This is a genomic window from Pseudaminobacter soli (ex Li et al. 2025), assembly GCF_003012705.1.
In the GTDB taxonomy this organism is placed as follows: Bacteria; Pseudomonadota; Alphaproteobacteria; order Rhizobiales; family Rhizobiaceae; genus Pseudaminobacter; species Pseudaminobacter soli.
Genome location: NZ_PXYL01000002.1, coordinates 1 through 21,936 on the forward strand (window position 1 = coordinate 1; position 21,936 = coordinate 21,936).

Annotated in this window: 21 protein-coding genes and 2 pseudogenes; 14 read left to right on the forward strand and 9 right to left on the reverse strand. The window is 61.9% G+C overall.

Annotation, left to right across the window (positions count from 1 at the left end):
- Nucleotides 1-140: 140 nt before the first annotated feature.
- The 5 genes from C7I85_RS03610 to C7I85_RS03635 all read right to left on the reverse strand — a co-directional run bounded on the left by C7I85_RS03610 (nt 141) and on the right by C7I85_RS03635 (nt 5,469).
- Nucleotides 141-752, reverse strand: coding sequence for a MarC family protein (locus C7I85_RS03610; protein ID WP_181257071.1), 612 nt, complete (start codon nt 750-752; stop codon nt 141-143).
- Nucleotides 753-1,114: 362 nt separating this feature from the next.
- Nucleotides 1,115-2,056: an NADP-dependent oxidoreductase gene (locus C7I85_RS03615; protein WP_106722610.1), complete on the reverse strand. Its 942-nt coding sequence runs from the start codon at nt 2,054-2,056 to the stop codon at nt 1,115-1,117.
- A 448-nt stretch (nt 2,057-2,504) separates the two neighbouring features.
- Complete coding sequence (locus tag C7I85_RS31525; protein WP_245444825.1) at nt 2,505-3,056, reverse strand: thermonuclease family protein; 552 nt, start codon at nt 3,054-3,056, stop codon at nt 2,505-2,507.
- Between the two features lie 1,329 nt (nt 3,057-4,385).
- Nucleotides 4,386-4,838 (reverse strand): cupin domain-containing protein, encoded by a 453-nt coding sequence (locus C7I85_RS03630; protein WP_106722611.1) that lies wholly within the window; start codon nt 4,836-4,838, stop codon nt 4,386-4,388.
- Nucleotides 4,828-5,469, reverse strand: a complete 642-nt coding sequence (locus C7I85_RS03635; protein WP_106722612.1) for a TetR/AcrR family transcriptional regulator — start codon at nt 5,467-5,469, stop codon at nt 4,828-4,830. The genes C7I85_RS03630 and C7I85_RS03635 overlap by 11 nt, the downstream gene beginning before the upstream one ends.
- A 192-nt stretch (nt 5,470-5,661) precedes the next feature.
- Here C7I85_RS03635 and C7I85_RS03640 point away from each other — a divergent pair.
- Nucleotides 5,662-5,839, forward strand: a pseudogene (locus C7I85_RS03640) (IS256 family transposase); the annotation flags it as partial.
- A 551-nt stretch (nt 5,840-6,390) separates the two neighbouring features.
- Here C7I85_RS03640 and C7I85_RS03645 read toward each other — a convergent pair.
- The 4 genes and pseudogenes from C7I85_RS03645 to C7I85_RS31545 form a co-directional block, all read right to left on the reverse strand.
- On the reverse strand, nt 6,391-6,891 hold the full coding sequence (locus tag C7I85_RS03645) for an RES family NAD+ phosphorylase (protein WP_106723054.1): 501 nt from the start codon (nt 6,889-6,891) through the stop codon (nt 6,391-6,393).
- A gap of 2 nt (nt 6,892-6,893) precedes the next feature.
- Entirely contained in the window at nt 6,894-7,244 is a 351-nt protein-coding gene (locus C7I85_RS03650) for an antitoxin Xre/MbcA/ParS toxin-binding domain-containing protein (protein WP_106722613.1), read from the reverse strand.
- A 170-nt stretch (nt 7,245-7,414) separates the two neighbouring features.
- Nucleotides 7,415-7,762: pseudogene (locus tag C7I85_RS31535) on the reverse strand (transposase); the annotation flags it as partial.
- Nucleotides 7,763-8,072: 310 nt separating this feature from the next.
- Nucleotides 8,073-8,468, reverse strand: a complete 396-nt coding sequence (locus C7I85_RS31545) for a hypothetical protein (protein ID WP_245444832.1) — start codon at nt 8,466-8,468, stop codon at nt 8,073-8,075.
- Nucleotides 8,469-8,899: 431 nt separating this feature from the next.
- On the opposite strand from C7I85_RS31545, the gene C7I85_RS03670 reads away from it, so the two are divergent.
- From C7I85_RS03670 to C7I85_RS03730, 13 genes are all read left to right on the forward strand, one after another.
- Complete coding sequence (locus C7I85_RS03670; RefSeq protein ID WP_106722614.1) at nt 8,900-11,821, forward strand: monovalent cation/H+ antiporter subunit A; 2,922 nt, start codon at nt 8,900-8,902, stop codon at nt 11,819-11,821.
- A complete protein-coding gene (locus C7I85_RS03675; RefSeq protein ID WP_106722615.1) occupies nt 11,821-12,159 on the forward strand; it encodes a Na+/H+ antiporter subunit C in 339 nt (112 codons plus the stop codon). The genes C7I85_RS03670 and C7I85_RS03675 overlap by 1 nt, the downstream gene beginning before the upstream one ends.
- The gene (locus C7I85_RS03680; protein ID WP_106722616.1) at nt 12,156-13,772 is read left to right on the forward strand and encodes a monovalent cation/H+ antiporter subunit D; all 1,617 of its coding nucleotides are present in this window, start codon (nt 12,156-12,158) and stop codon (nt 13,770-13,772) included. The genes C7I85_RS03675 and C7I85_RS03680 overlap by 4 nt, the downstream gene beginning before the upstream one ends.
- Complete coding sequence (locus C7I85_RS03685) at nt 13,769-14,254, forward strand: Na+/H+ antiporter subunit E (protein ID WP_428832811.1); 486 nt, start codon at nt 13,769-13,771, stop codon at nt 14,252-14,254. Before C7I85_RS03680 ends, C7I85_RS03685 begins: the two co-directional genes overlap by 4 nt.
- Nucleotides 14,251-14,535 carry a K+/H+ antiporter subunit F gene (locus tag C7I85_RS03690; protein ID WP_106722617.1) on the forward strand — a complete coding sequence of 95 codons (285 nt, stop codon included), beginning with the start codon at nt 14,251-14,253 and terminating at the stop codon, nt 14,533-14,535. Before C7I85_RS03685 ends, C7I85_RS03690 begins: the two co-directional genes overlap by 4 nt.
- Nucleotides 14,532-14,921, forward strand: a complete 390-nt coding sequence (gene mnhG / locus C7I85_RS03695) for a monovalent cation/H(+) antiporter subunit G (RefSeq protein WP_106722618.1) — start codon at nt 14,532-14,534, stop codon at nt 14,919-14,921. Before C7I85_RS03690 ends, mnhG begins: the two co-directional genes overlap by 4 nt.
- A gap of 507 nt (nt 14,922-15,428) precedes the next feature.
- Entirely contained in the window at nt 15,429-16,703 is a 1,275-nt protein-coding gene (locus C7I85_RS03700) for an NAD(P)/FAD-dependent oxidoreductase (protein WP_210203018.1), read from the forward strand.
- A gap of 120 nt (nt 16,704-16,823) precedes the next feature.
- The gene (locus C7I85_RS03705) at nt 16,824-17,636 is read left to right on the forward strand and encodes an IclR family transcriptional regulator (protein WP_106722620.1); all 813 of its coding nucleotides are present in this window, start codon (nt 16,824-16,826) and stop codon (nt 17,634-17,636) included.
- Between the two features lie 21 nt (nt 17,637-17,657).
- A complete protein-coding gene (locus tag C7I85_RS03710) occupies nt 17,658-18,017 on the forward strand; it encodes a RidA family protein (protein ID WP_106722621.1) in 360 nt (119 codons plus the stop codon).
- A gap of 57 nt (nt 18,018-18,074) precedes the next feature.
- The gene (locus C7I85_RS03715) at nt 18,075-19,085 is read left to right on the forward strand and encodes an ABC transporter substrate-binding protein (protein WP_181257072.1); all 1,011 of its coding nucleotides are present in this window, start codon (nt 18,075-18,077) and stop codon (nt 19,083-19,085) included.
- A 69-nt stretch (nt 19,086-19,154) separates the two neighbouring features.
- Nucleotides 19,155-20,039, forward strand: a complete 885-nt coding sequence (locus tag C7I85_RS03720) for an ABC transporter permease (RefSeq protein ID WP_106722623.1) — start codon at nt 19,155-19,157, stop codon at nt 20,037-20,039.
- A gap of 1 nt (nt 20,040) precedes the next feature.
- Nucleotides 20,041-20,820 carry an ABC transporter permease gene (locus C7I85_RS03725; RefSeq protein WP_106722624.1) on the forward strand — a complete coding sequence of 260 codons (780 nt, stop codon included), beginning with the start codon at nt 20,041-20,043 and terminating at the stop codon, nt 20,818-20,820.
- Nucleotides 20,817-21,923 (forward strand): ABC transporter ATP-binding protein, encoded by a 1,107-nt coding sequence (locus C7I85_RS03730; RefSeq protein WP_106722625.1) that lies wholly within the window; start codon nt 20,817-20,819, stop codon nt 21,921-21,923. The genes C7I85_RS03725 and C7I85_RS03730 overlap by 4 nt, the downstream gene beginning before the upstream one ends.
- Nucleotides 21,924-21,936: the final 13 nt, after the last annotated feature.

The following is a 21,936-nucleotide window of genomic DNA, read 5'->3' on the forward strand; positions in this document are numbered from 1 at the left end:
CCGGCGCCGGAGGCCCTCATATGGCCGTCGAAACCCGGCAAAGCGGCACCATCATCGGCTCTGCCGCTGGCCGATAAGCCCATCATGCATTAAGACTGAAACCGGACCACCTCATAGGGGCAGGCCACCGATCGCTGACCTCAACCAGCCATGAATGCCTTGTATCCAGTCAGGGCAAACTTGATCCCCATCGCTATCACGATCAAGCCCATGTATCGGGTCGCCATATCATGAGCCAGGCCTGGCCTTTTCGGCTTTTTCGATCGGCGTGCAACCAGCATCAGCAGCGCCCAGGTGATGATCAGGACCACGCATATGCCAGTTAGCGCTGGAAGAGGGATGCCTGTGCGCGAACGCGTCGCCGCCGCAATGGTGATGACCCCGGTGATGGTACCGGGGCTGGCCGCAAACAGGATCATCGGCGCCAGCGTCGCGCCCGCAGCAGATGGATCGGGATTCTGAGTTGCGGGATCGGGCGCGTTGTCCGACCTGGATCCGGACAGCATGGTGAAACCAATGAAGGACAGGACGATCCCGCCAGCCACGGAAAACACATCCAGTGGTATGCCGAAGATGTTGAGTATCCGAGCGCCCGCAAGCGCGGCGATGATCAGCACCACGGCGATGGTCAGGATCGCCCTTGTCGCATCCGAAACGCGCTGCGCCCCCGTCCGCCCGGCAGTCAGGCCAGCGAACATCATCGCGCAGACCATGGGATTGACCAGCGAGACGAGGGTGACGATGGCTTGCAAATGGTCTTCCATCGAGCTCCCGCAGTTCTGAGCGGATCTGGAAATTGGACATGAAATCCAAATGAAGCGTTAGTGTCAAACAGAAATCATCAAGTAAAGCTAGCTACGTCTCGATCATTGGACCAACTTCCGGTTGGTTTAACCTACCGCCCTAGACTGATGATCAGTTTCGATGCTGTTGAAGTCGACCACCGCGTGCGGCCGGCCGATGTTCGGCGAGCGCTTTCCAAGGCAACTTTTTCCTTGGCAGTGATACTATTCGGTTTTGACTCACTCGTCAGCGACGACCGCCTGTTGGAGCCTCAATCCCAAAAGCGGATGGGCAGTTTTCGGCCCACTGAAATACCGACAGTCGCGCCATCTTATGCGACGCGCAGGACCACCTTGCCGTGTCGCGGACGTGTCCTCGCCGCCGATGCTGGACCTCCGGCCATATCGCTCCAGGCCTGAGCCACGTCGGCGAGCGAATAGACGGTCGCGACATCCGTCCGGAGGCGGCCATCCTCAAGCATGGTTGCAATGCGACCCAAGAGTTCTGCGGACGGTGTGAGGTTCATAAGTGTGCCCGTCACGCCGTGCTTGGCGGCTTCCTCCCGCGACACCGGCTGATTGGCCGCAACCAGGTAACCGCCTTTCTTGAGGACCTGAAACGAGCGCTGCTGTGTTTCGCCGCCGATCAAGTCGAACACGACATCCACCCTGTCGGCTAGCTCGGTCTCGAATTTGGACGTTCGGTAATCGATGACGCGGTTGGCACCGATCGCCTTCAGATAGGCTTCGTCGTCACCGCTTGCCGTCACAACGACGATGGCGCCAACCTGAGCGGCAAATTGAACCGCATAGGCTCCGACAGCGCCCGCACCGCCGTGGATCAAGATAGTCTGCCCAGTCTTGAGATGGCCATGGGTGAAGATGCCTTGCCATGCGGTCTGTGCGGCGACGGGAACTGAAGCAGCTTCGTCGAACGACAGGTTGGGAGGCTTCCCGACGATCGCGGCCGGCTCGACCGCCATATACTCCGCGAAGGCGCCAGACGTGCTGTTTCCAAACACAGCATCGCCCGGCGCAAAGCCGCCGGCATCCTTGCCGACCCGCTCGACGATACCGGAGAACTCATGTCCCGGAATCCACGGCAGATCGATGGGAAAGACCTCTCTGGCCGCGCCGGAGGCTTCAACAAGGTCAAGGTGGTTGATTGCCGTGCTGCGGATCTTCACCAGGACCTCGTTGTCGGCGATGACCGGCGGATGAATCTCGTCAAATGCGAGTGGTCCACCATAGGTGTGCAATCTGACGGCTTTCATAGGAAACTCCTGCGGCTAGCGGTGGACGTCGTTCACGCAACGGCCACCAGCGTCAAAACATACCGTTGGCAATTGCGCGAGGAATGTTCGGGCCAAGGATTGGCGCTGAGTTGTCAGGCGTGCCCACAAGCTGCAAGGCATCCCAGTGCTCGATAGCCTTCCCTTGAACGTCCATGCGATAGATATTGACCCCCTGGATGCCGGTATCAATGGGCCCGTCGTTGAACAGATTCAGAAAATTTACGTGCGCCCAGACGTAATCGCCAACCGCAATGATGCGGTGAACGACAACGCGTGCTCGCGCCCGACATGCTGATGTCAGACCCAGGGATGACTAAGAGTACACGGTAATTTCCCGCGGGTCCTTCCTGAGCGAAAACGCAATGCGGGTGTGACCGAACTAGGTGGCGTTGTCCCGGTGTGAGCGGCTCGTAGTCAAGTGGTGCCGCTATTGCCGGGCCTTGCGCCAACCGGCGCGGCGCGCCTCCTCCTCGGAGCAAAACCAGCGCTCGCCCTTGCCCTCAGATACCCGCGTCCGGCTGTAATATTTCTGGCCAGGCACATGGTAGATCCGCTCGCCATTGGCGGAGATGTTGCCCTTTATGTTGCAGCTAGATTCGCTCAGAAGCGAGAAGCCAGCGGGTTGCTCGAGATTGCCGCGCTGTGCCGCCCGCCACTCCCACGGCGCCTGGAAGGTGCCGACCCAGATGCCTCTTCGCGCCTGTTGCGCTGCAGCCTGGTGCTTGGCATAGGCTCCCTTGCTGTAGCGTGGCCAGTCTAGCGCGTGGCCGTTCTCAACCACCCAGGCTTGAACGCTGGCGCCGTCGGCCCGGGCGCAGTCGCCAACATAGCGGCCGTACTGATCCCAACTGACGAACTGGCAACGTGCGGGCCTGGATGCGGCAAGGAACTCGTCGAGCGCGGTTGCTGCCACGCGGCCGCAAGGGTATTCGAAACCCTGGGCGTCCTCGCAGTACTGGTCGCTCTCGGGAGCATCGATGCCGTTAAGCGGATGCGCTGGCCGGCGATCTCGATGGTGTCCCTGTCGATCACCGTAGCGCGGCCTTCGATGGGTTGGGCGGCAGCGCGCGACCGGAACGCGGTCAGGCTATCAACGAAGCGGCCACCGTCTGGTCCACCCTGGTTGAATTGCTGAATGGCGACAACACCAATGACAATCGTCAGGGCGGTGACAAGCCGGCGCACCGCATACGGCAGCCTGCGCCGTCGTTCGTGACGTCGATAGGCTTGAACGGTGGGCCTTGCCCTTGGCCGATCCCTGTTGCGAATTTTCCCTCCCATTATTGGAAGGGTTCGCAAAATGGTGCGTTCGTCAATTGGCTATCCGAGTCAGGTTTGTGCGAACATGCCTTATCCGATCACCTCCTCGACGGCATGACGGCCGGCGTGATGCCATAGATCGCCAGCACGATCATCAAGGCCATGCAAATCAGCAGTGCTATGCGTCGAGCGTCCATACGCAAGTGGTAGCGCCGATTTCGTCCGCAATCATCCGAAATCTGCATGCGGCAAACTATGATGCGAAAACAAAAATCGTCAAACTCTGAAAGTACGTGGCACGATAACATCGCATCAAAAGTAGACGGCTCGCTTTACACTACAGAATAGCTCTCTTGCGCGTCTTGTTATCTTGCGGCATGCATTACGGGTTGCTCAGCGGCAACGGAGACCCGGGGCCAAGTGCCATCCCCCAATATGAGACTGGTTCCGGGTCTCAACCGGCCAACGCCCAGGTCGTGAAGCTGATCGCAAGCGCGAGGACAAATAAGTTGGTCCAGGTCCGCCAGTCATGCGGACCCCCACCACAGTCAGGCGACTTCTCATAGCCGGTCATGACCCCCTCCGACCCTACCTGACGCTGTGCTCGAGGCGGACCTGGACTGCTGAAAATAGGGCTGCCGTCGAGATCGATCAGAGCGCCTCTTCTGCCAAATGCTGGCATCCTTAACGATCGCCTAACATCAGTCGTCGTGATGGGGCCAGTCGGTATCTAAGATGCAATGTAAAGGAGCGGTCGCCGGAGTGCCATTTTTCCACAATGGTGAGGCCCGATGATGCCTGTCGGTCTCCGGGGAGATCATCACCGAGACTCTGCTGCCGAAAACGGCCGGCGCCACCGACAGCGGCGCCATTTTTCCAACCAGACTTCGACCTGATCCGACAGTCGACGGATGTAATGACCGCCAGTCTCCGGTCTGAGGCCGCCGTCAGGCAGAAACCGGACGACGGCCGCGTTCGTAAGCTGACTTAGCAGTTGTGATTGCCGTTGTGGCCGCCCCCTTTGTCGTTGCTCTGTGTGAAAGGCGCGTCAGGGAACCATTTCCAGGGGCTGGATGCCGTGGCGTTGCATGGCCGCACCTATGCGGGCGAAATCGGGTTGCACTTGCGGCTCCGCCGTCCCGATCTCCCGGAAGAAAGCGGTCATCGATGGTTCGATGAGGACCAGCATCCGCGCCGGCTTGCCGCTCTCGTTCATATAGTTGTGCGGCGCGTTGCGTTCGATGCGTACCGAGGTCCCGGCCCCTGCCGCGACCGTCGTCGGCGGCCTATCGGTTGCAAAATGCCGGATGGTGATCTCGCCGTCGATTACATAAAACAGTTCGGGCGAGGCATGGCTGTGTGGCGGGGTGCCGGAGCCCGGCGGGACCTCCACCTCGACCAGTTCGAGGTTCGATCCCGCAAGGCCGCCCAGAAAGCGGATGCGATCGGCAACGACCCAGCGGGTCTCGCCATTTTGCGTGGTGGTGACGTCAATGCTCATTGCCATTCTCCTTGGCTGTCGATGGTACGTCCGCGGCGACTGAACCCGAAGCGACCGCGGACAGGATCGTGTCGAGCGCCCAAGAGGCGGTCTCGCCGGCTTGGGCACCGGTGAGACCGCCGTAGTCCTTCAGAACCTCCCAGGCGGAGGCCGAATAGAGCAGGTGCGCCAGCGCTTCGACCCTCACGGCCTCGGCGGGCGGCAGAGTGGAAAGGACGGGCGCCAGCGCGCCCGCAAAGCGCAGGCGCCGCGTGGCAACCATGCCCAGGCGCATTTCGCGGCCGGTGCGCGAATGCAGCGAGGCGCGGACGGCGGCCTCATGCGCGTCGAAACGTGGAAAGGCCTCCTTCGGGCCCCCGACGACATCCTTGACGCTTTTCGGCGCGGTGGACGCGCCCATATGGGCGTTCAGCCACGGCCAGAAGGCGGTGAGGAGATCGTCCTTTGCCGGGAAGTGACGGAAGACCGTGCGACGCTGCACGCCAGCCTCGTTGGCGATCGCCTCCATGCTGATCTCGTCCGGGACGATCGCCGCGTTCATCAGCCGGTAGAGGGCATTGAGGATCGCCTCGCGGGTCTCGCGCGACTTCTCCTCCCGAAGCGGGCTGTTGTAGCTGCGTACATCTGCCAAGGGTGACCTCCTGAATTAATGGCACTTCATATGACATCAATTGCACCGCCCGTCAATTGATGTCACTCGTAGTGCCGCAAAAATACCGCGGGCCGGTGTGCTGCCGCCCCGGCATACGAGGGTTGTCGCTGTTCCGGTGATCAATGGCGAAGGTTCGGCAAGCGTCGGGACAGCCTAGTCGCTAGTCATCCGGGTGTTTCGACCCGCTCGGTCGACGATCTGGACACGACGATAGGCAGGAGCGGCATCTCCAAGAGCCAGGGTTCGCGGCGGCCGTATCGTCTCGGTCGCCGTCGTCTTCGCCGTCGGCGTCAACACAGATGGCCGCTGCGAGGCGCTGGGCATGGAGATCGGCACCTCCGAGGCCGAGCCGACCCTTCGTGAACGCTGACAGTTGAGCGCCGACGCTGTCCGACTAAACCTCGACAATTTAGTCGAGTTAGTCGAGTGTCCCGGGCAGAGACCGGCCTTTCGCTCGCAAAGGCAATTGAAGACCTGCGCCTTGAGGCCACCAGGTTCATGCTCGAGCATGGCCGGCTATCAATCGAGGAAATTGCGCGCGAGACGGGATTCGGCGAAATCGTGAGCGAATCCGGCGAGCTTCATCCGTACCCTCGGCGCCACGCCCCAAGCCCTTCCAACGCATCCGCTGGCGACCATCTAACCGTTCGGTGAACCCGCGGTAGGGGGCGCGGGTATTCGCATTCTCGAGCGCAGCCCCGCATCCTAATGAGAGCCCGTTGACGCGGCCGACCGGCCCGCTCGATGCGATTGTCTGGAAAGGTGCATGCTCTTCTCGCCGGCGCGCGTCGCCTCCTACCAGTCGCGCGGAAAATGCGAGTTTCTCCTTTCGCGGAGGAACTTGCCTAGATCGAGAGGGTGCGGCGGAGGCCACTCCGCCTGCCGCCTAGGATCGCTCAATCAGCGCAGGCGATCCTCGTCATCGATCAGTTGCAACCGGGCTGGGGACTCCGGACCCCAACGCCACAGTACAAGGTTCAGATCGTCGGCTGTTGCGCCTGGTGCAAAGCTGCGCACCAGCAACCCAGCATACCCATCCTCGAAAAGCCGGTGCGCGAACGCTTGGGTCCTCGCCTCGCCGGCTGTTTTCATTTGGTCACGCCATGTCGTGTCGGCTAGCGCGGCAACGCCCATCTGATATGCGAGAAGCGCCTTCTCATCACGGCTGTCGAAGACGCGCGCAATGTCGGCCTCATAAGATACCAGCGTTGTCGGCTGCAAGTTCCCGATCTGGTTGGCCTCTCTTATCGCAGTCAGCACCGACACGGATGTATAAAGCGCCGCCATCCCCTTTCGGTTGAACCGGCCGCCGTAGAGCGCGGCGCCGCGACCGGACAACGGCTCGCGCGCATATATCGGGTTGAGCGCCCGATAGAGTTGGCCTTCGTAGTGAACCGGCACCGTCAACCGTGGACGCCGGCGTCGACGGCGTCGATATAGTCGAGCACGTCGTCGGCTCTGCCGTCGCGGACGAGGCGCATGGCCGTCTGGCCAGAGAACCCCGCCAAGGGCTCGGATCGATACCAGGCATAGGCCATCAGCGCCGAGCCGAAGCGCGGCTCAACCTTGTTGATGATCTCGACCATCTCTCGCAGGCGGCGCTGCGTCTTGTCCGACTGGATCCGATCCTTGCGCTGAATTGCATCCCTGCCGAGCCCTGCAGTCCGCGCGATCTCCTCGCTGGTCGTGCGCAAGGTTTCCGCGATCCTGCGCGGGGCAAAGACGCCATTATCGGCATATTGAGCGAGTCCCAAGGCTGTCTCCTGGAAAATGATTGACGCCAGTCATTCTGACGCAATATGGCGTCAAAAACGGTGGTGTTCAAGGGGCGGGTGGAACGGTGTGCTTGGGAAAGAGAAAGAGGGGCATATGGAAAAAGCGAGAAAACGATCTCGCAGAGTAGCCGAACCGGCAGCGCTGTTGCTCAATCGCGCCCAGGGCAGTCCTGGCCCGTCTTCCTTCGCAGGGCCGTCAGCAGCTTCTGTCGGAACACCTCTGCCGGCATTTTGAAGCCGAGACATTTGCGCGGCGTCGAGTTGAGTTGCGCGCATACCCACTTGAGATCGTGATCATCGACCGACAACGGGTCGGCGTCCCGCGAGAGCCATCTGCGGCACGGCGATTGGTGTTTTCGACCGCGCCTTTTGGCCAGGGCGCCCGGGGATCACAAGGTCTGAACGCCGAGGCCGGCCTGTAGACAAGGCCAGTCCGTGAACTCGGTGCCGCGATCGAAGGTGATCGAGCGACGGGCCGCCGCGGGCAGGGGCGACAGCACCTCAATGTCCGGCCATGCTCAGTTCGCCTCGAGGCCAATGTTCGCCGCTCGGGTTCGATCGAAGGATCCGGGCGAGCGTCCGAGAAGCCGAGCTTGGTCGCAGATTAATGGAGATACCAGGGGTCGGGCCGCTGCTGGCGAGTGCCTTCGTCGCGACCGTCGCTGATGGAACTGGAGGTCGGGGCGAAGACGGGCGCGGCCTATGGCGCGAGGAGCGCATTTCGAATTGCCCAGCGCGATGGCTACCGTGAGCGAGACTGGGAAACACAGATAGCGGTCGCCCTTCAGGAAAGCCTCAACGAGGGCATTATCTTCGGCCGGAGCCTTCCCGAACGCCGTCTGTTTTCGGTCGGTGATAGACACCGGTCGATAGTTTGGTCAGGTATCCTTCCGCAAGGAGCTGCTGCAGGTGCCGATCAACCGATGATGACCATTGGGCGAGCTCCTCCCGACGGTAGAAAACTCGGCGACGACGCGGAGCGATCTGACGCCCGCGCGTTGTCGCGACGGTAGCGACAAGCGACCGCATCTGGGCGCTTAGCTTTTCCGCAAAGGTGGCGCCGCCGGAAACTCCGTTGCTTGACGCATTTACCATGAGCGCGGCCATGGCCAGTTCGCTTGCGTTGCCCCAACGGTAAATCGTCGGTTTGCCAACACAGGATTTCGCCGCTTCAACGGTCAGTCTGCCAAAACCCTCTTTCATGAGAATGTCGTGGGCGGTGCGCAGTGCCTTGGCCCGCGCAATGACGCTGGGCGGTCTCCTGCGCCTCCGAGTAACTGGTTCAGCGTCTTGACTCATTTCATTACGGAACCAGACGATGCGCCGGTTGCGGGCTGCAGACCGGCAGCGTCATCCTCCGCATTGAAACTGCCCAAGCCCTTATGGATCAAGTTTCTGATAAGCTCGTCGTGCGTCAAGTTACGACACAAGAGCTATGCGTGGATGCAGGTCAACACATAGCGCCGTGTGAATGATGGCAAAGGGCTTGGAGCGGTCGTCACGCTCCGCGTTATCAATGGGTCCGGAGTCTTGGGCATTTCAGCTTATTCGCCGCACTTCCCTTGCACGGCCAATCCCAAGTCACCAATAATAGGGAACCGTGCGATTTGGATTCGAAACTACCTTGGGGGCCGATGAACGGCGACGTACTACTTATCTTGATTGTCGTTCTTCCCTTCGTAGGAAGCGTTCTAGCAGCCACATTTCGTCCCAATGCGCGAAATTCCGAGGCCTGGCTGGCTGGCGGCGTCGCGCTGGCATGCCTGATCCTGGCTGCGATCGCCTATCCGGCGATTGTCGAGCACGGAGCAATCCGTAGTGAAAGCGAATGGCTGCCGACGCTCGGACTCAATTTCACGCTGCGCATGGACGGCTTTGCCTGGCTGTTCAGTGTTCTGGTGAGCGGCTTCGGCTTCCTGGTCGTGCTCTATGCGCGCTACTACATGTCGCCGCACGATCCCGTTCCCAGGTTCTTCGCGTTCCTGCTCGCCTTCATGGGCGCCATGCTCGGCATGGTCATCTCGGGCAATCTCGTACTGCTGGTCATCTTCTGGGAACTGACCAGCATCTTCTCCTTCCTGTTGATCGGCTACTGGCACCACAATGCCGGCGCCCGCGACGGCGCCCGAATGGCCCTCACCATAACCGGCATCGGCGGGCTCGGGCTTCTGGTCGGGGTACTGCTGATCGGGCACATCGTCGGCAGCTACGATCTCGACCGTGTTCTCGCGGCCGGGGACCAGATCCGCGAGCACGATCTCTACGTGCCGGCATTGATCCTCATCCTGCTGGGTACGCTTACGAAAAGCGCGCAGTTTCCGTTCCATTTCTGGCTGCCCAATGCGATGGCCGCGCCGACGCCGGTGTCGGCCTATCTGCATTCGGCGACCATGGTGAAAGCGGGTGTCTTTCTGATGGCGCGGCTCTGGCCGGTCCTGTCGGGAACGCCCGAATGGTTCTGGATCGTCGGTTTCGCCGGCATGGCATCGCTGCTGGTCGGTGCGTTCTTCGCGATCTTCCAGCATGACCTCAAGGGCCTGCTGGCTTATTCCACGATCAGCCATCTTGGTCTGATCACGATGCTGCTCAGCCTTGGCAGTCCGCTCGGGGCCGTCGCAGCGATCTTCCACATGATAAACCATGCAACGTTCAAAGCTTCGCTGTTCATGGCCGCGGGGATCATCGACCACGAAACCGGCACCCGGGACATGCGGCGGCTGGGTGGGCTTTTCCGCTACATGCCGATCACCGCCACTCTGGCGATGGTGGCGAGCGCGGCCATGGCCGGCGTCCCGCTGCTCAACGGCTTCCTGTCCAAGGAGATGTTCTTCGCCGAGGCGATCGAGACGCATGCCAAGTCTGTCCTCGACACCTCCGCGCCCTATGTCGCAGTGCTGGCCAGCGCCTTTGCGGTGACTTACTCGCTGCGCTTCATCCATACGGTGTTCTTCGGACCGAAGCCGACCGGCCTTGAGCGGCAGCCGCATGAGCCGCCGTTCTGGATGCGCTTTCCCATTCAGTTCCTCGTGCTCGCTTGTCTCGTCGTGGGAACCATTCCGGCGCTGACGGTCGGACCGTTCCTGCACACGGCCGTGATCTCTGTCCTCGGCCCGAACACGCCTTTCTACAGCCTTGCGGTCTGGCACGGCTTCACGCTTCCGCTGCTGATGAGTGCCGTCGCCCTCGTAGCCGGCGTCGTGCTCTATCTGCTGCTGAACGGCTATCTCAACCGCAGCGAGGCGGGTCCGCCGTTCATTCGCCGCCTGCAAGCCCAGCGTATCTTCGAGCGCGTGCTGGTCGTGCTTTCGTGGAAATGGGCCAGGTCCATCGAGGCCCGGTTGGGCACCCGTCGGCTCCAGCCGCAGCTTCGTCTCTTGGTGGTGGCCGCATTCATCGCCGCGCTGCTGCCGATCTCCTTGGACGACCTGTCGTTGACCAGCCTTCGGATCAGCGAGATCGACGCGGTCTTCGTGCTGATCTGGGTGAGCGGCATCTGTTGTGCGGTGAGCGCGGCATATCAGGCCAAATATCACCGACTGGCCGCTCTCATCCTGCTCGGCGGGGCGGGGCTATCCACCTGCATTACCTTTGCCTGGTTTTCCGCGCCCGATCTGGCGCTTACCCAACTGCTCGTCGAGATCGTGACTACGGTTCTGCTTCTGCTCGGGCTGCGCTGGCTGCCGAAGCGCATCGAAGAGGAGGGTCCGAAGACGGTTTCGCTCGGCACGCGTTTTCGCCGGGTTCGCGACTTTGGAATCGCCGTGGCCGCGGGCGGCGGCGTGGGCGTGCTGGCTTTCGTCGCCATGACTAGTCCCGTTCCACTCGAAACAGTCGCCAGCTACTACCTGGAGAAGGCCTATGTCGAGGGCGGCGGCAAGAACGTCGTCAACGTCATTCTCGTCGATTTCCGTGGGTTCGACACGCTTGGCGAAGTCAGCGTCCTGGCGGTCGTGGCGCTGACGGTCTTTGCGCTGCTTCGCCGCTTCCGGCCCGCTGCCGACAGTATCGCCGTGCCGGACCAGCAGCGGATGCAGAACGACTTCGACGAAGCCGAGCCGGATCGCAAGGTGGGAGACACGATCGCCGACTACCTGCTGGTGCCAGCCGTCATCATGCAATGGGCCTTCCCCGTGATCATCGTGCTGGCAACCTATCTGTTCCTGCGCGGTCACGACCTGCCGGGCGGAGGCTTCGTCGCCGGGATCGCGATGGCCGCCGCCTTCATCCTGCAATACATGGCGGCCGGCACTCGATGGGTCGAGGAGCGGCTGCGGATCTTGCCGGTCAGCTGGATCGGACTTGGGCTACTTCTGGCGGCGCTTACCGGCATGGGCGCCTGGCTGTTCGGCTATCCTTTCCTGACCACTTACTCGCAATATGTGGAACTGCCGACCGTCGGTGCCACGCCACTGGCGACGGCGCTGCTGTTCGATCTCGGCGTGCTGGGCATCGTCGTTGGCGCCACGGTGCTGATGCTGATCGCGCTCGCGCACCAGTCCACGCGCGGCTTGCGTTCGGCTCGCGTGGCGACCGAAGCGGAACAGGAGGAGGCGTGATGGAACTTGTCCTGGCCATCAGTATCGCCACCCTGGCGGGTTCCGGCGTCTGGCTTCTCCTCAGGCCCAGAACCTATCAGGTCATCGTCGGCCTCTCGCTGATTTCTTATGCCGTCAATCTTTTCATCTTCAGCATGGGGCGGCTGCGCCATGATGCTGCGCCGGTGCTGAGCGGGCAAACCGGGAACCTGGCGGATTACGCCGATCCGGTGCCCCAAGCGCTGGTGTTGACGGCGATCGTCATCGGCTTCGCCACGACAGCGCTGTTCCTCGTGGTTCTGCTCGCCTCCCGCGGATTGACCGGCACCGACCACGTCGACGGAAGGGAACCAGAATGACGGGCTGGTCTCATCATCTGATCATCGCGCCCGTATTGCTGCCGCTGGCGGCTGGCGCATTGCTCATGCTGTATGACGAGCGCAGGCAATTCCTGAAGGCGACGATCAACCTCGCTTCGACCTTCGCGCTTGTCGTCATCTCGATCAGGCTGGCGGAAGTCGCCGACACCTCGGCGACGAGCGTTTACCTGCTCGGCAACTGGCCCGCGCCGCTCGGCATCGTGCTGGTTCTGGACCGGCTGTCGGCGCTGATGCTGGTGCTGACCAGCTTCCTCGCCTCGGCTGCGCTGGTGTTCGCCCTGGCGCGCTGGCACAAGGCCGGTGCGCATTTCCACACGCTTTTCCAGTTCCTGCTGATGGGGCTGAACGGCGCGTTCCTGACAGGCGACCTGTTCAATCTCTTTGTCTTCTTCGAGGTGATGCTGGCAGCCTCGTACGGTTTGGTGCTGCACGGTTCCGGTCCGCTGCGCGTCAAGGCTGGGCTGCACTACATTGCCATCAACCTTGCCGCTTCCTTCCTATTCCTGATCGGCGTCAGCCTGATTTACGGCGTGACGGGCACCCTGAACATGGCCGATCTGGCGGTCCGCATCTCCGGTCTGGCAGCAGGCGACCGGATTTTGCTCGAGATCGGGGCTGCGGTCCTGGGTGTCGCCTTTCTGGTCAAGGCCGGCATGTGGCCGCTCAGCAATTGGCTGCCGAACGCCTACTCTGTGGCGGCCGCGCCGGTGGCGGCGGTCTTCGCCTTGCTGAGTAAGGTGGGAATCTATGTCCTGCTCAGGTTGTCACTGCTGGTGTTCGGCGCGCATGCGGGAAGCTCCGCCGACTTCGGCAGCGGCCTCCTGATTGTCGGCGGCATGGCGACGATCGCGTTCGGGATGATCGGTGTCATCGCCTCCCAGGCGCTGGGGCGGCTCGCGAGCTACAGCGTCTTGGTTTCATCGGGCACGCTCCTGGCGGCTATCGGCATGTCGGATGCGGGAGTCACCGCCGGCGCGCTGTTCTATCTGGTAAGTTCCACGATCACTGTCGGGGCACTCTTTCTGCTGATCGAACTGATCGAGCGGGGCCAGAACCCCGCCGCCGACATTCTTGCCGTCACAGCCGAGGCCTTCGGCGACGGGGATGAGGAAGCGGTGGAGGAGCAGGTGGGCGTGGCGTTTCCGGGAACCCTTGCGATCCTGGGTGTCTGCTTTGCAATTTGCGGCCTGCTGCTTGCGGGGCTGCCGCCGCTGTCGGGCTTCATCGGAAAGTTCGCGCTGCTTGCTGCCGTGCTCACACCCGCGGCCGGTACCGACGGTGGCATCCTTTCTGCCGCTTGGCTCTATACCGCGCTGCTCATACTGTCGGGTCTTGCCGCGCTTCTGTCGATGTTGCGGTTCGGCATTCGCACCTTCTGGGCACCGATCGAGGTCGTGGTGCCGCGCGTTTCCTTGCGCGAGATCGTCCCGGTCGTGCTCCTGCTTTTGCTCACCCTTGGGTTGACGATTCAGGGCGGACCGGTGATGCGCTATATGCAGGCGACGGCCAGTTCGCTCCACTCGCCGCAACAATATGTCGACGGCGTGCTGGGAGCCCCGCGAGTCCAGCCGCAAGGAGCGAAGGCTGAATGATGAGATCGGTGCTTCCCTATCCGCTGCTTGCCCTGTCGCTACTGGCGATGTGGATCCTGCTGAACGGCGTGTCGGCCGGCCAATTGCTGCTCGGCTGCGTTGTGGCTGTCGCCGCTTCCGCGGTCATGGCGCAGTTGCAGTCGCCCAAACCTAGGCTGCGAAGCTGGCGGGCAATCGTGCGGCTGGCGCTGGTTGTCCCGGTCGACATCTTTCGCTCGAACGTCGCCGTCTCGCGCCAGATCCTGGCAGGTACCGGCGGACGGAAGGTCTCCGGCTTCGTCACCATACCGCTTGCCCTTCGCGACCGCACGGGTCTGGCCATCCTGGCCTGTATCATCACAAGCACGCCTGGCACGGCATGGGTGGAATACGACTCGAAGCGCAGCACTCTTCTTCTCCACGTCCTCGACCTGGAAAGCGAGGACTGGGTCAAGCTGATCAAGACGCGCTACGAGCAGCCCCTGGGGGAGATTTTCGGATGAGCGCCGCCATCATCCTCGTCTGGTCGCTGACGATCGCGCAGATCCTTCTCGGGGTGGCGATGGCCATTGCGGTCTTCCGCATGATCGTTGGGCCGCGCGCGCAGGACCGTGTACTCGCCTTGGATGCCTTCTACGTGGCGGGCATGCTAATGCTCGTCGTGTTGGGGATCCGGACCGGAAGCACGCTCTATTTCGAAGTTGCCGTCATCATTGCCCTTCTGGGCTGCGTGTCCACCATCGCGTTGGCGAAGTTCCTCATGCGTGGCGAGGTCATCGAATGACGGGCATGGCGGATCTACCGATCTGGGCCGCACTCCTTGTCGCTTTCCTGGTACTGCTCGGCGCCGTGCTGACGCTGATCGGAGTGTTGGGGCTGCTGCGGCTGCGCAGCTTCTATGAGCGCGTGCATGCACCCACCCTCGGCACCACGTTCGGTGCAGGCAGCATTCTCGCGGCTTCCATGATTTTCTTCTCGATGCTGGAGACGCGACTTGTTCTCCACGAGATCCTGATAGCGGTCTTTATCACCATTACGACGCCGGTCACGCTCATGTTGCTGGCGCGGGCCGCACTTTATCGCGACCGCGCGGAAGGTGCTGAGTTCGTTCCCTTGCATCAGGAAGCCGATCCTGGAAGCGCGGGCGGAGATCACTCCGGCCGGAAATAGCAGTTTGCAGGAGTGAACATAATCAGGTGGATTCGCGCTACAGTTCTGCCTGATTTGGCCGACCGCACCGCGTGACGGCTCGCCTAGATACCGCGTGATCTATCGTGTGGTTCCGTCGCAAAATGTAGCCGCGGAAGATATCTTCCGAGGACAGTCGCTTCATCGAAAATGGAGCCGCGGTCACCGAATGGTCGCCGCCTCGTAGCGCCAGCGTTAGTTCGTATCCCGAAATCGTGTACACGTCGACGACCCGCCCGCGATGGCACGCTGGTCCGCCGGTCTTTGCCTTGAGATAGCGCGCAGCCGAGAAGTGGTCGGCAGGTGGATGGCTCTGTCGCAAATCCTGACGATATTGACAAATCGAAAATGGTCATTAATGATGCAAATAACGATTTATAGATATCGCACAGCGATAGCAGGAAATTGATGTACGACCCACTTGTCCACCCCTTTCCAGATCACCATCAGCCCGATCCGGATTCCTATTGGCTGAAGGTCGGCAATGAGGTGCCGGCCGATGATGGTCCGCTCGCCGGGGATTTGAGCGTCGATGTCGCGATCATCGGCGGGGGATATACGGGCCTGTCGGCGGCGCTGGCGCTTGCCCGGGATCATGGCATCAAGGCGACCGTGCTGGAGGCCCGGTCTTCCGCATGGGGTTGCAGCGGCCGGAACGGAAGTTTCGCCCGCATCTCTGGTGGCCGCGTTCCGTGGTCGAGCCTGGTCAAGACTTATGGACCGGATACAGCCCGGGCGTATTTTCACGAGCTGAGACAGGGCCTTGATACGGTCCGCGACCTGATCGCCACGGGAGGGATCGCGTGCGACAAGCAGCCCGACGGGGTCTACAAGGTGGCGACCTTCGGCACTCATGCCAACGCACTCCGGCGGGAGGAAAAGCTTTACAACGATATTCTCGGCTATCCAGCGCGATACGTGGATGCCGGCGGCCTGCATGGCGTTCACGAAGGTCCGGAAAGCCACGGCGCGCTTTATCTGCCCGATGGCTTCTCGCTGAACCCGCTGGAACTGGCACGCGGCCTCCACCGCATGGCCCGCAGCCACGGCGCCCGGATCCACATCAATTCGCCCGTCACGGGCTGGATGCGCGAGGGCAATACGCATCGTCTCGTGACGCCGACAGGAATTGTCCGGGCGAAGCGCGTCATCGTGGCGACCAACGGATATACGTCGTCGCGCCTGCATACTCGCCTTGCCGCGCGGGTCCTGCCTGTTCACTCGCAGATTATCGTGACGGCTCCGATGAGCCATGCGCAGGTGGAGGCGAGCCTTCCGTCAGGAAAGTGCATGTTCGACACCCGCGAATTGCTCTTCTATTATCGCAGGCTGCCCGACAACAGGATGCTGTTCGGCGGGCGTAGCGCCATTTCCGGCAACGATGCGGCGGCACCGCGTCACCGGCAGTACCTTTACAGCGCCATGACGCGCAAATTTCCCGCGCTCGCCGGAATCGCTGTGGAGCACTGGTGGGGCGGCTGGGTCGCGGTCACCCGGAACTCTCTTCCCTTCTGCTATCAGGTGCCGGGAATGGGCGAGGTGTTCACGGCGGGCGGCTATGCCGGCAGCGGCGTCTCCTTCTCCATTCATCTCGGCACCAAGATTGCGCTGATGGCGGCCGGCCGGCCGTTCGAGACGGGCGCCGCGTTCCTCACGCGTGAGCCCGAGCGCTACCCCTTCGCCTCCTTCATCCGCCTGGGGCAGTGGATGGCCTATCGCTGGCTGCATGCCAAGGACGCCCGCGAAGCACGCAGGGCAGGGTGAGCTCATGGGAAAACCTCGTCCTCGCAAGACGATCCGTCGCCGAATCGGTATGGCGAAGTGGCAGCAGGAGGGGAGTGGTATGACTGCGCGGTTTCCTCCAACCTATCGCGATCGGGTACAATGACAGAAGCTGAAGACTCGCCTCTCTACGTCACCGCCCTTGCCAAGGGCCTTTCCGTCCTGACAGCGTTCGGGCCTTCCCGGGCCGCCATGAACCTCCTTGAGCTGGCAGATGCGACCGGCTTGAACAAGAGCACGATCCAGCGCTCCGTGTTCACGCTGGAAGCGATGGGCTACCTCGCCCGCGACAGCGGTTCCAAGCGATACCGGCTGACGGTCCAGTCGCTGGAGATCGGCACCGGATACCTCCAGACAGCGGAGCTTATCGAGAGGGCCAATCCGTTCATCCAGCAGCTAAACCGCCAGACGGGCGAGAGCTGCAACCTGCTCGAGCCCTGGGGCACGGACATGGTCTATGTGGCCCGCTTCACCAGCCACAAGGAAATGCCGATCCATGTCCCGATCGGCCAGCGCCTCCCGATGTACTGCACCGCGGCTGGGCGCGCCTATCTTTCCGCGCTGCCGACCGAGGCCGCGGCGTCCTATATCGAACGGTCCGACAGGGTGGCGTTCACGGCGCACACGGTGACGGATCCGGCGGAGCTACTGGAGTTGCTCGTCCGCACGCGGACCGACGGATTTGCCCTGATCACCGAGGAAATCTACGTCGGCGATATCGCCGTCGGCGCTTGCATCGTCAATGCCGACGGGCAGCCGCTCGCCGCAATCAATATTTCCGTGCCATTCAGCCGCTGGCGGCCCGAACAGGTCCTCTCGGACCTAGCGCCGCAGCTCGTCAACACGGCGCGGGCGATTTCGAGCGCCGCGAAAGGGCTTAAGCCGTCCGGCGCGATGAAAAGCCATCAAACATAGAAACCGCTTCAAGGAGGAAGAATGTCGATCCAACGCTTCGAACCGAACGGCAAACGCCTGAGCCATGTTCTGGTTCACAATGGAATCGCCTACGTCACAGGCCAGGTTCCAGCAGATCGCAGCCAGGATGTCGCTGGCCAAACCGCGCAGGTCCTGTCGCAGATCGAGGAGCTTCTCGAAAAGGCAGGAACCGAGAAGTCGAAGATCCTTTTCGCGCAGGTCTGGCTGAAACATGTCGTGGCGGATTTCGCGGCGATGAACAAAGTCTGGGAGGACTGGGTGCCTGCGGATGCACTGCCAGCGAGGGCCACGGTCGAGGCGAACCTTGCGGCCGAGAACATCCTCGTCGAGATCGCCGTCCAGGCGGCTGTCGAGGCCTGATCATCGCTCAACAACGAAGAACTGACCAGCTCCCAAAGCAAAAGGATGGGGAACCAAATGCGCAAGACCTTCATAATCACGGCCGTGGCAACGCTTCTGGCCGGCACGGCCGTTAGCGCCGCAGACACCACGCTGACGATTTCGAGCTACGGTGGGGCCTACCAGGAAGCCCAGTCGAAATCCTACTTCCAGCCGTTCATGGCCCAGAACCCGGATATCAAGATCGTCGAGGACAGCGCCTCCAGCAATGCAAAGCTCAAGGCCATGGTCGAGACCGGAAATGTCACGCTCGATCTGCTGCTGACCGACGACAGCTTCGGCCTGGAAGCCGACGCGCAATGGCTCGAGCCGATCGACTATTCGATCGTCGACAAGTCGAAGTTCATCGCAGGTGCGGCGGGAACATACCGCGTGGCCTCGGACATCGAGGGCACCGTTCTCGCCTACAATGCCAACGAGTTCGGCGGCGAGGCGCCGCAGGGCTTTGCCGACTTTTTCGATACCAAGAAATTCCCCGGCTCGCGCGCGGTCTGGAAATATGCCGCGTCCGGTATCTTCGAGGTGGCCCTGATCGCCGACGGCGTGAAGCCGGAAGATCTCTACCCGATAGACGTGGAGCGGGCGCTCAAGAAGCTCGATACCATCAAGTCGGACCTTGTGTGGTGGGAAAGCGGCTCGCAATCCGAGCAGCTTCTTTCGAGCGGCGAGGCGAGCATGGCCCTCGTCTGGGTCGGGCGTGCCCTGGGGGTTGCCGAGAAGGGCATCAAGATCGACTGGACCAACTGGACCTCACAGACAGGGTACTGGGTGGTTCCCAAGGGCACGAAGAACAAGGAAGCGGCGATGAAGGCGATCAGCTTCTTTACCGAACCGGCCCAGCAGATCGAGTTCACCAAATACATGCCCTACGGCCCGTCCAACAAGAATGCTCTCGCCTCCGTAGACAACAAGTTCAAGGGCAGCCTGCCGACGGATCACCTCGACACGCGCGTCCTGATGAACGCGGATTGGTGGGCCGAAAACGGCGCGAAAGTCGACCTGCGCTTCCAGGAGTGGCTTCTCCAGTAAGACCTTCCGGCAAGCGATCCGCCCGGTCTGCCGGGCGGGTCCCTCCCCAACTTCCTGTTCGGAAATACGATGTCCGTATCAACCCATGATCGCAGCTTGCCGGCAAAGGCGATGGCGAGCTTCCGTCTGCCGTCGGCATTCTGGCTGATCGCCCCCTCGATCCTGTTCCTCGCACTTTTTTTCGTGTTTCCGCTGCTGAAGCTCGTGGCAATCTCGCTGCCGGATGGCAGCACGGAGTACTACCACCAGATCTTCACAACGCCGGTTTTCCTCAGGGTCATCGGCGAGACGTTCCGGGTGTCACTCATAGTGACCGTCGTCACGGTGGCCGTCGCCTATCCCTACGCTTACGCCATGGCGCATGGCGGGCGGGCGGTCCTGCTCGTTCTTACGGTCGCCTTGCTCATTCCCTTCTGGGTGAGCCTTCTGCTCCGGAGTTTCTCGTGGATCGTACTGCTCCAGAACACCGGCCTGATCAACAATTTCCTAATCGCTACCGGACTGATCGAAAGACCGATCCGTCTCATCCGCACGCCGCTGGGCGTGATCATCGGGATGGTGCATATCCTTTTGCCCTACGCGGTTCTCCCACTCTATACGGTGATGAAAAAGATCGACCTGCGCCTCATGGAAGCGTCGTCGATCTGCGGCGCAAGCTGGCTCAAGGGATTTGCACGGATCTATTTCCCGCTGTCCCTGCCGGGCGTCATGGCCTCCGCAATCCTCGCGTTCACGTTGGCGCTGGGCTTCTACATAACGCCGGCGCTGCTCGGCAGTCCGCGCGACATGATGATTGCGCAGATGATCGCCGGCCAGTTCACCGAGCAGCTAAACTTCGGCCTAGGAGCCGCGCTTGCAGTCGTCCTCATGGTCCTCACGGCCGTGGCCTTCGGGCTGTTCGGGGCCGCACGGACTGCCCTACAGAAGCGCGATCGCAGAAAAGGGGAGGCATAACATGGACAAGCTGAGGCGCGTTCTCTTCTGGGTCGTGGTCGGCCTGACGGCTGTGTTCCTGCTGTTGCCGACATTGATCATCGTGCCGATGTCGTTCACGACGACGTCGACGCTGGAGTTCCCTCCGATCGGCTTTACTTTCGAATGGTACGGCAAAGTCATCGGCGCATCGGACTGGCAGGGGGCGCTGATCAACAGCCTCGTCGTCGCCTTCGCTGCGGCGATCCTGGCCACCGTGATCGGAACGGCGGCGGCGCTTGCACTCCATACATATCGTTTTCCCGGCAAGACGCTCGTCATGGGCCTTCTACTCAGCCCCATGGTCACGCCCGTCATCGTGCTTGCGGTGGGGATGTACATGGTGTTCTCGGGATGGGGGCTCGTCGCGACCCGGCTCGGGCTAGTCCTTGCCCATACGGTTCTTGCCATTCCCTTCGTCGTCGTCTCGGTCCTTGCAAGCTCGCGCATGGTGAACCCCTCGCTGGCCCTCGCCAGCCTTGGCCTCGGTGCGAGCCGCTGGTTCACCTTCCGGCGGGTCACGCTACCGCTAATCATGCCTGGCGTTTTGTCGGGAGCCGTCTTCGCATTCATCACGTCTTGGGACGAAGTCGTCATCGCGCTATTTCTCGCCGATGTCCGGACCCGCACGGTTCCGATCATGATCTGGAACCAGGTGCGCACCAACCTCGACCCGGCCACGGCCGCTGTTGCCGCGATTCTCATCGTGCTGTCGGCGCTGGGCGTCCTCCTCTCGTACAAATTCAGGGAAGCCAGATCATGAACGCCGCCCTTCAGAACACCGCGGGCACGGCTATGAAACTCGAAGGGGTTTCGAAGCTCTACGGGGCCGTCAAGGCTCTCGACAATGTGTCCTTCCAACTTCGCAAAGGCGAATTCCTGACCATGCTCGGCCCCTCGGGGTCCGGCAAGACGACTTCGCTGCGCGCCATCGCGGGCTTCATCCAGCCGACCGCTGGGCGCCTGCTGATCGATGGCCGGGACATGACCGGGGTCCCGCCGCAGAAGCGCAACATCGGGATGATGTTCCAGGACTATGCCCTCTTCCCGCACATGACGGTGCTCGAGAACATCGGCTACCCGCTGGAAACGCGCGGCATCAAGCGCGCCAAGCGCGAGAAGCGCAGCATGGAGATGCTTGAAATCGTCGGCCTGGCGCATTGCGCGAAGCGCTATCCGAAAGAGATGTCCGGCGGCCAGCAACAGCGCGTCGCGCTGGCACGCGCCCTCGTGTTCAGGCCGGATATCGTGCTTCTGGACGAGCCCATGGCCGCGCTCGACAAGAAGCTGCGCGGGCAGATGCAGATCGAGATCATGCACATCACGCGGCAGGTCGGCGCGACCGTGGTTTCGGTCACGCACGACCAAGAAGAGGCGCTGGTCATGAGCGATCGCATCGCCATCTTCAAAGACGGGCGCCTCGAGCAGATCGGCACGCCGCACGAGCTCTACCTTCAGCCGCGCTCCGAATTCGTCGCCGATTTCATCGGGGAAGCCAACCTCCTGCGCGGCGCCGTTCGGTCGACGAGCGACGGGACCGTTGTGGAAGGCGACGGCTGGAAGGCCTGCCTCCCCAAGGGCGATCCCCGGTCCGAGGCGCTCGCCAAGGCGCAGAAGGCCTGCGTGGTGCTTCGGCCGGAGCGGATCCACGCGGTTTTGGCAAGCCGCGAAGCGGAAAACGCGGGCGTGGGGGTGATCGAAGACAAGATTTATCTCGGGGTCGAGTACCGGCTGGTCGTCCGGATGAATGATGGCGGCAAGGTCAACCTTCGCAGTCGGGATGTCGCTTCCATCGCCAGCATGAACGCAGGGGACCGGATCGGCATGGCATGGACCGCCGACGACATCGTCGTCATCCACGCGTGAGAAGGCAAGGGAC